The sequence below is a fragment of the Burkholderia sp. APQ4-4ca genome (genome assembly GCF_057837105.1).
This window is the reverse complement of sequence record NZ_JBYQCG010000182.1, coordinates 1-8,148: the sequence shown is the minus strand read 5'-3', so window position 1 is coordinate 8,148 and position 8,148 is coordinate 1. Positions and strand designations below refer to the sequence as shown.

Annotated in this window: 8 protein-coding genes; 4 read left to right on the top strand and 4 right to left on the bottom strand. The window is 68.7% G+C overall.

Going from position 1 to position 8,148, the window contains the following annotated elements; genetic code table 11:
- The 3 genes from AC3IFE_RS20575 to AC3IFE_RS20565 form a co-directional block, all read left to right on the top strand.
- Nucleotides 1-1,613 (top strand): coiled-coil domain-containing protein (locus AC3IFE_RS20575; protein WP_489191760.1); only part of this gene is annotated, 1,613 nt, incomplete at its 5' end.
- 3 nt (nucleotides 1,614-1,616) lie between these two features.
- Nucleotides 1,617-2,261 (top strand): OmpA family protein, encoded by a 645-nt coding sequence (locus AC3IFE_RS20570; RefSeq protein ID WP_069621492.1) that lies wholly within the window; start codon nucleotides 1,617-1,619, stop codon nucleotides 2,259-2,261.
- Nucleotides 2,258-2,884, top strand: a complete 627-nt coding sequence (locus AC3IFE_RS20565) for a DUF2894 domain-containing protein (RefSeq protein ID WP_489191759.1) — start codon at nucleotides 2,258-2,260, stop codon at nucleotides 2,882-2,884. Before AC3IFE_RS20570 ends, AC3IFE_RS20565 begins: the two co-directional genes overlap by 4 nt.
- Before the next feature lie 33 nt (nucleotides 2,885-2,917).
- Here AC3IFE_RS20565 and AC3IFE_RS20560 read toward each other — a convergent pair whose 3' ends face one another.
- Complete coding sequence (locus AC3IFE_RS20560) at nucleotides 2,918-3,490, bottom strand: NADPH-dependent FMN reductase (protein ID WP_489191758.1); 573 nt, start codon at nucleotides 3,488-3,490, stop codon at nucleotides 2,918-2,920.
- A 133-nt stretch (nucleotides 3,491-3,623) separates the two neighbouring features.
- On the bottom strand, nucleotides 3,624-4,244 hold the full coding sequence (locus tag AC3IFE_RS20555) for a histone acetyltransferase (RefSeq protein WP_489191757.1): 621 nt from the start codon (nucleotides 4,242-4,244) through the stop codon (nucleotides 3,624-3,626).
- Between AC3IFE_RS20555 and AC3IFE_RS20550 the strand changes: the two genes are divergently transcribed.
- Nucleotides 4,243-4,491: a hypothetical protein gene (locus tag AC3IFE_RS20550; protein WP_489191756.1), complete on the top strand. Its 249-nt coding sequence runs from the start codon at nucleotides 4,243-4,245 to the stop codon at nucleotides 4,489-4,491. The two genes, AC3IFE_RS20555 and AC3IFE_RS20550, sit on opposite strands and share 2 nt — an antisense overlap.
- Nucleotides 4,492-4,816: 325 nt before the next feature.
- Here AC3IFE_RS20550 and AC3IFE_RS20545 read toward each other — a convergent pair whose 3' ends face one another.
- A complete protein-coding gene (locus AC3IFE_RS20545; RefSeq protein ID WP_489191755.1) occupies nucleotides 4,817-6,100 on the bottom strand; it encodes an isoprenylcysteine carboxylmethyltransferase family protein in 1,284 nt (427 codons plus the stop codon).
- A 127-nt stretch (nucleotides 6,101-6,227) separates the two neighbouring features.
- Nucleotides 6,228-8,129: a collagen-like triple helix repeat-containing protein gene (locus AC3IFE_RS20540; RefSeq protein ID WP_489191761.1), complete on the bottom strand. Its 1,902-nt coding sequence runs from the start codon at nucleotides 8,127-8,129 to the stop codon at nucleotides 6,228-6,230.
- Nucleotides 8,130-8,148: the final 19 nt, after the last annotated feature.

The window sequence follows — 8,148 nt, the reverse complement described above, 5'->3', positions numbered from 1 at the left end:
AGCAGGAAATTTGCGACGCGCTTGCGCAAACGACGCGTGACCTCGCTGCACAAGCGTCGACGTTCGAACAACGCTCGAACGATCTGCTGACGACGATTCGCGATTCGCACACCGGCCTGCAGTCGCAACTGGCCGCGCGCGATGAAGAACGTCTGTCGGCCTGGAACGATTCGCTTACTGCGATGGCCGCGAAGCTCGGCGAAGAATGGCAGCGCGCAGGCGTGCACAGCGCCGGCCGTCAGCAGGAAATTTGCGATGCACTTGCGCAAACGACGCGTGACCTCGCAGCACAGGCGTCGACGTTCGAACAACGTTCGAACGATCTGCTGACGACGATTCGCGATTCGCACACCGGCCTGCAGTCGCAACTGGCCGCGCGCGATGAAGAACGTCTGTCGGCCTGGAACGATTCGCTTACTGCGATGGCCGCGAAGCTCGGCGAAGAATGGCAGCGCGCAGGCGTGCACAGCGCCGGCCGTCAGCAGGAAATTTGCGATGCACTTGCGCAAACGACGCGTGACCTCGCAGCACAGGCGTCGACGTTCGAACAACGTTCGAACGATCTGCTGACGACGATTCGCGATTCGCACACCGGCCTGCAATCGCAACTGGCGGCACGTGACGAAGAACGTCTGTCGGCCTGGAACGATTCGCTTACTGCGATGGCCGCGAAGCTCGGCGAAGAATGGCAGCGCGCAGGCGTGCACAGCGCCGGCCGCCAGCAGGAAATCTGCGATGCCCTCGCACAAACGACGCGTGACCTCGCCGCGCAGGCGTCGACGTTCGAACAACGTTCGAACGATCTGCTGACGACGATTCGCGAGTCGCACGCCGGCCTGCAATCGCAACTGGCCACACGCGACGAAGAACGCCTCGCCGCGTGGAACGATTCGCTCGCGGCGATGGCCGCCGCGCTGCGTGACGAATGGGCGCGGACGAGCGCGCAAGCCGCCGCGCGCCAGCAGGACATCTGCGACACGCTGACCCGCACCGCGAACGACATCACCGCGCAGGCTCAGGGGCACGCGAGCGACACGATCAACGAAATCTCGCGCCTCGTGCAGGCCGCGTCGGAAGCGCCGAAGGCGGCGGCCGACGTCGTCGCCGAGTTGCGCCAGCGCCTGTCCGACAGCATGGTGCGCGACACCGCGATGCTCGAGGAGCGCAGCCGCCTGCTCGCGACGCTGGAGACGCTGCTCGGCGCGGTGAACCACGCGTCGACCGAACAGCGTACCGCGATCGACGCGCTCGTCAGTACGTCGGCCGATCTGCTCGACCGCGTCGGTGCGCGCTTCAACGACACCGTCGACGCCGAAACGCGCAAGCTCGATTCGGTGGCCGCGCAGGTCACGGCCGGCGCCGTCGAAGTCGCGAGCCTCGGCGATGCATTCGGGACGGCCGTGCAGGTGTTCGGCGAATCGAACGACAAGCTGCTGACGCATCTGCAGCGCATCGAGGCCGCGCTCGAGAAATCGCTCGCGCGCAGCGACGAACAGCTCGAGTACTACGTCGCGCAGGCGCGCGAGGTGATCGACCTGAGCGTGATGTCGCAGAAGCAGATCGTCGAGGATCTGCAGCAGCTCGCCGGCCGGCGAGCGAGCGTCGGAGCGTAACGCATGCACGACGAAATCGACGGCGGCGCGCAATCGGCGCCGGTATGGCCCGCGTTCGCCGACCTGATGTCGGTGCTGCTCGGCGCGTTCGTGCTGATCCTCGTCGGCGTGATCGGCATGCAGCTTCAGCTCACGTCGAAGCTCGAGGAAGCGGTGCGCGCGCGGCAGCTCGAAGCGCAGCAGCGCAAGTCGCTCGAACAGGCGCTCGCCGGGCCGCTCGCGGCGGGCCGCGTGACGCTCGTGAACGGGCGCATCGGCATCAGCGGCAACGTGCTGTTCGCGTTGAACTCCGACCAGTTGCAGCCTGCGGGCCGCGACTTGCTGAAGACGCTGGCCGGCCCGCTCGCCACGTACCTGAAGACGCGCGACGAGATCCTGATGATCAGCGGCTTCGCGGACGACCAGCAGGTGCACGCCGGCAACCGCCTGTTCGCGGACAACTGGGAACTGTCGGCCAAGCGCGCGTTGACGGTCACGCGCGCGATGATCGATGCCGGTGTGCCGGCCTCGTCGGTGTTCGCGGCCGCGTTCGGTTCCGAACAGCCGGTCAGCTCGAACGCCGACGATGAAGGCCGCGCGAAGAACCGCCGCGTGGAGATCGCACCGGTGCCGCGCAAGTCGGCGTCCAACGGAGGAAAGGCCAAGTGACGGGCGGCGCGACGCACGCGCGCGCGACGCTCGACGCATGGCGCGAGCAGGGCGCCGATCGGCTCGATCCGGTGCGCTTTCAACGGATCGACGCGCTCGAGAAGCGCGCGGCCGTGCTCGATGGCGCTGCACGCGCATTGCTCGATGCGCGGCTTGCAACGCTGATCGAAGGGTTTGCGCAGATCGTCGCGCGCGCCGGTGACGCCGAAGCCACGCGCGAGACGGCGCGAGCCGCGGCGGATGCGCCCGCGCGCGGCGCGCTTGCCGCGCTCGTCGCAGGGCTCGGCCGCGATGCGCAGGCCGACCGGCGCGGGCTCGATCCCGAATTGATCGATTACTTCCGTGCGACGTGGTCGAAGGTCCGCACGGAACAGCAATACCGTCAGTCGCTCGACCAGGTGCCGCGCAACGCAGGGCCGCTCAATTCGAACAGCCTCGTGCACCGCTCGCTCGCGACGATGCGCGAGCTGTCGCCGGAATACCTGCAGCAGTTCCTGTCGTACGTCGATGCGCTCGCATGGCTCGAGGATCTCGCGGGCGGCGGCGCGCAGCCCGAGAAGGAAGCGCCGCGCGCGAAGGCGGCCAAACCGGCGAGAAAGACGACGCGCGCGAAGGCGCGATAACGCCACGGCGCACGCGTTCGGCGTGTGTATCGTCTACCGGCCTGCAGCCGGGTCGTCGATCGCCGCGCGCAGCGCGTGCAATGCTTCGACGAGCGCCGACGCGAACGGCGGATGGGCGGCGATGCCCGCCGCGTCGAGCTGGCTCCCGAGAATCGGCAGCGTGATCGATGCGGGCTCGACGATGCGCGCCGACATCACCGACAGCGTTTCCCGCAACGCCGCGTCTGCGTGCTCGGCGCGCGGCGACGCGTTCAACACCGCGACCGGCTTGTACACGACGGCCTCGCATCCCACGATCCAGTCCAACGCGTTCTTCATCACGCCCGTCACGCCGTGCGCGTATTCGGGGCTGGCGATCAGCACGCCGTCGGCCGCGTTCAGGCGGTCGATCAGATCGCGCACCGCGGCAGGCGTCGGGTATTCGGCATCGGGATTGAACAACGGGAATTCGCCGAGACGATCGAAGCGCGTGATATGCAGGCCGCGCGGGGCAACGAGTGCGGCTGCGTCGAGCAGCGCGGCGTTGTACGACTGCGCGCGCAGGCTGCCGCACAGTGCGACGAGGTCGGTGCGGCGCTCGGAAGCGGTTCGGGTGTCGTTGGCCATCGCGGAACGTGTGGGGAGGTGGCTCGCGCGGCGGCGCGCGGATCCGGCGAATTATCGCATCGGTGCGTGAGCCACATGAGCCACATGAGCCGCATGAGCGACGTGCCGCACGTGGCCGCCGCTCCGCGGAGTGTCATTCGTGTTCACCGCGCCGCGCGTTCACGTTCGCATACTCGGCGGCATCGATGCCGGTCATCCCCGTTGCTTGCGCCAGTTCACCGAGTTCCCACCCGTTCCCGAGCAACAGCCGCCGCGTATGCAGCGCACCGTGCACGTCGTCGGCCACGGTTGCGCCGAGATAACGCAGCGCTCGGCGTTCGACATCGACGAAGCCATGCCCGTAATCCTGCGCGAGCGCCGTCCACAACCGCGCGGCGCCGACCGACTGGCGCGCGCCGCTGATCAGACACAGGCCCGCGTCGAGCGCCCATCGATACAGCGTCGTCGCGAGTCCCTTGCGTTGTGCCGAGCCGCGCAGCCGCGTATGCGGCGCGCGCAGGTAGCGGTCGGCACGGCGCGGGATTTCGGGAAGCCGGTTGAACACCGTATAGCCGGCGAGCTGCCGGGCCGACGGATCCTCGATGTAAAGGAAGTATTCGCCGTCCGCCTCGCGGTGGCGGACGATCAGGCCCGAGCCCCCGAGCGCGATGGCCGGCAGCCCGTGCAGGCGATGGCCCGGCAGGTGCAGGCGTTCATAAAGGGTGTCGAGTTCGTCGTCGATGTCGTGCTGGGAATGCTGTACGTCGATACGCATGGCAAAAGGCGCCCGTCTCGGGCGCATCGAGAAAGGGGTTCATGGCAACGGGGGAACGGAAATGGAAGCGGCCCCCGGGCTCGGCGAAGCGAGCCGGGGCCGCGAATCAGCCGGGGATGTGCTGGAAACCGGCGGCGATCGCGGCGAGGCCCGCGATGCAGAGTGCGAACAGGATCAGGACTTTGTGGATCACGCCTCTTTCCTCATGAATGCGCGGCGCCGGCGGGCGGCGTCGCGGAGACGGTGAGCGGCGGGCACGGCCCGCACGGCCGTCGTGCGGGACGACGGTCGGGTGTCCGGGCGACGGGCGCACGCGGACGGTCGGCACCATACGCGACGGGCAGCGGGCGGGCAATCGGGCCGACGGAGAAAAGCGATGAAGCGCGACGAATCGCGGTGTTTCGCGACAATTAGCCGCATGGGGCGCGTTGAAACGTCCGGGGATCCACGCGAAAGTGCATCGTCAAGCGGCGGAGGGCCTACCTGGAAAAGTGTCGCGGGGGTGAATGCCGCGACAGGTCGACATCCGCGCCAGGACAGGAGCGGCATGGACGACCGCCCCCGTCGCTCCATCACACCGCCTGCCGCCCACCGAACGCCTGCCTGATCCGCGCGAACAACCCGTGCTGCGCGATCCATTCGGCATACGCGCGATAGTCGGGATCGCGCATCAGATGACGCTCTTCCGTCTTCGCGCGCGTGTAGTAGATCAGGTTGACTGCGACGAGCCCCGCGCAGTGCATGAGCCCGAGCTGCCAGCCGAGCGGCTCGACGAACGGCACCGACACCATCCAGTACGACAGGTTCTTCGTGATGTAGGCCGGATGCTTCGTGAAGCGGTACGGGCCCGACGTGATGATTCCGCGGTTGGTGAGGTTCGAGAACCGCAGCCCGAACGAGATCGTGCACAGCGCGTAGGTCAGCAGCAGCAGGATGATCACCGTGCCCCAGATCACGCGCAGCGTCGGCGCCGACAGCAGCCAGTTGTCCCAGAACATCGAGCCTTCGTAGCGGATGTAGTTGTTCGAGATCAGCGACCAGAACGGCTGGTAGCAGATCAGCGCGGCGACCCAGCCGAGCGTCGTCGGCTCGACCGTGCGCACGTGGCTGTCGAGGATGCGGAACGTGCACAGGTAGCCGACGGTGCCGAACATCAGGTCCATCGTGAACGACAGGTCGTACATGAACACGAAGGTCGCGATCGTCATCGGCGCATGCATCGCGTTCGCGAGCGACGCGCTCAGGTGATCGGCGTCCTTCGACAGATAGACGGTCATCAGCGGCAGGAAGAACGCCTTCACGCCCCAGCCGGCCAGCATCTCGCGCACGGGCTTCCAGCTCGCGGGCTGCTCGCGTCGGAACAGGAAGCGGCCCCACAGCAGATACGCGTCGTCGGTCTCGCGCTGGTGGCGGTCCATCCACGCGAAGTAGAACGGCGCGGCGACGATCACGTACGGCGCAAGCGAGCGCAGCAGCGACCAGAACGGGAGGTAGAACGCGCCGTGGTATTCGGGCAGCAGCCAGTAGATCGCGCCGATGCCTGCATAGATCGACGTCAGCGCGCCGAGCCGCGTCGCCACGCGCGCGATGCCGAGCGGCCGGACGGCCTGCCGCGACAGCCCCGCGCTCGGACGCAGGTAGACGCGCGAGATGAAGAGTTCGTGCAGCGCGATCGTGCCGATGATCGCGAGGCTCGCGATGACCGCGCGGGTGGCCGCGTCGAGGGACGGGTGGTCGCGCGTGACCCACAGCGCGAAGAGTCCGGCCGCGATGCCGAGCAGGCCGGCGCGCAGCGGCGTGGCGGAACGGGGTGGGCGGTCCGGGGCGGCGACGATGCCGTCGAGCGTGGAGTTCATGATCGGATCCTCGTAGGGATGAGGGCCGGCGCCCCCGCTTGGCGGGTGGTGCCGGCCGTCGGCCGGGCTGTTTATGGATGCGCGCCCGGCCATTGGCCTGTCGTTCTGATACGTGATGCGTTACGGCTTACTTCTTGGTGACGCCGCCCAGCAGACCGCCGAGCAGGTTCGTCACCGGCGACAGCAGGTTGCCGGTGCCGCTGGCGGCGCCGCCGCTCGTGCCGCCGGTCAGGCCGGTCACCACGGAGCCGCTGCCGCCCGGCGTCGTCACGGTGGCCGTTGCGCCGCCAGGGCTGACCGTGCCGACGGCGCCGGCCGAGCCGGCCGGCGTGCCCAGCGCACCCGTGAGCGTGCCGACCGGGCCGCTCGTCAGTACGCCGCCGAGCCCGCCGGACACGTTGCCGCCCGGTGTCGTGACGGTGCCGGTGAGGCTCGCGCCGAGCGGCGTCAGCGAGTTGACGAGGTTGGTGACCGGCGCGAGCAGGCCGCCGACGCCTGCGCCGCTCGTCCCACTGGTGCCGCCGGTGCCGCTTGAGCCGATGCTGCCGAGCGCACCCGTCACCGTGCCGAGCAGGCCGGTGATCGGCGCAAGCGGGCCGCCGCTGGTACCGCTCGTGCCGCCTGAGCCGCTCGAGCTGCCGCCGCCGCCGAGAGCGCCCGTCAGCGAACCGAGCACGCCCGTGATCGGGGCGAGCGGATTGGTGCCGCTGCTGGAGCTGCCGCTGGACAGCAGGCCGCCGGCCGATGCCACGGTATTGCCGAGCTGGGACACGCTGCTCCCCACGCTCGTGCCGACCGGATTGCCGGTGGCGCCGCCGACCTGCGAACCGGCGAGGCCGAGGCCGCTGCCGAGCGTGTTCAGCAGGCCGCTGAGCGGGGCGCCGAGCAACGTGGCGTTGCCGAGCGTCTGCGTGACGCCCGGCGTCGTGACGCCGCCGGTCAGCGTGTTCGTGATCGGGTTGATCACGCTGCCGAGCTGCGTCTCGAGTTGCTGCACCGGCGCGCTGTTCAGCGCCGTGTTCAGCGCCGATGCGGTCGAGTTGACCGCGGTGCCGACCGTGTTGACGAGACTGCCGACCAGGGTCGTCGCCGGCGCGAGCGGCGACAGCGGACCGGTGCCGAGGCTCGTCACGGCATTGCCGAGGTTGTTGACCGCGCCGCCGGCGCCGGTCAGCAGGCCGGTGGTCGACGTGAGCGTCGGCCCGAGCGGGTTCGGCGACACGCCGATCGAACCGAGGCCGGCCGCGACGCCGTTGCCGAGCGATTGCACGCCGTTGCCGAGGCTGCTGACCGCGTTGCCGACGCTGTTGACCGTCGTCGCGTTCGTGCCGGGAATCTGCACGCCGCCGATCTGGGCGCCACCGTTCACGACCGTCGTGCCGAGCGCCGTCACGAGGTTGCCGGATTGCTGAAGGACATTGCCGAGGGGGGTGACGCCGGTGCCCGACGTGCCGGAAGTGCCCGACGTGCCGGAGGTGCCCGACGTACCGGAAGTGCCTGACGTGCCGGAGGTGCCCGACGTGCCGGAAGTGCCCGACGTGCCGGAGGTGCCCGACGTGCCGGAGGTGCCTGACGTGCCGGAGGTGCCTGACGTGCCGGAGGTGCCCGACGTGCCTGACGTGCCGGAGGTGCCTGACGTACCGGAAGTACCTGACGTGCCGGAAGTGCCGGAAGTGCCCGAAGTACCCGAAGTACCCGAAGTACCCGAAGTACCCGAAGTGCCCGAAGTACCCGAAGTACCCGAAGTACCCGAAGTACCCGAAGTACCCGAAGTACCCGAAGTACCCGAAGTACCCGAAGTACCCGAAGTACCCGAAGTACCCGAAGTACCCGAAGTACCCGAAGTGCCGGAAGTGCCCGAGGTACCGGAAGTGCCCGAAGTGCCGGAGGTACCCGACGTGCCAGAAGTACCCGACGTACCGGAACTGCCCGACGTACCCGAAGTCCCCGAACTACCACCCGTCCCGGACGTGCTCGGCTTGATGGTCGGCGGGGTCGTCGGTCCATCGACCGAGCCGCAGCCGTACAGCGCGAGCAGTGACGAGACG

Bases quoted from the DNA above. Each gene is read 5' to 3' on its own strand.
- AC3IFE_RS20560 (WP_489191758.1), bottom strand. From the start codon at position 3,490: ATGGCCAACGACACCCGAACCGCTTCCGAGCGCCGCACCGACCTCGTC.
- AC3IFE_RS20545 (WP_489191755.1), bottom strand. From the start codon at position 6,100: ATGAACTCCACGCTCGACGGCATCGTCGCCGCCCCGGACCGCCCACCC.
- AC3IFE_RS20570 (WP_069621492.1), top strand. From the start codon at position 1,617: ATGCACGACGAAATCGACGGCGGCGCGCAATCGGCGCCGGTATGGCCC.
- AC3IFE_RS20550 (WP_489191756.1), top strand. From the start codon at position 4,243: ATGGCAAAAGGCGCCCGTCTCGGGCGCATCGAGAAAGGGGTTCATGGC.
- AC3IFE_RS20555 (WP_489191757.1), bottom strand. From the start codon at position 4,244: ATGCGTATCGACGTACAGCATTCCCAGCACGACATCGACGACGAACTC.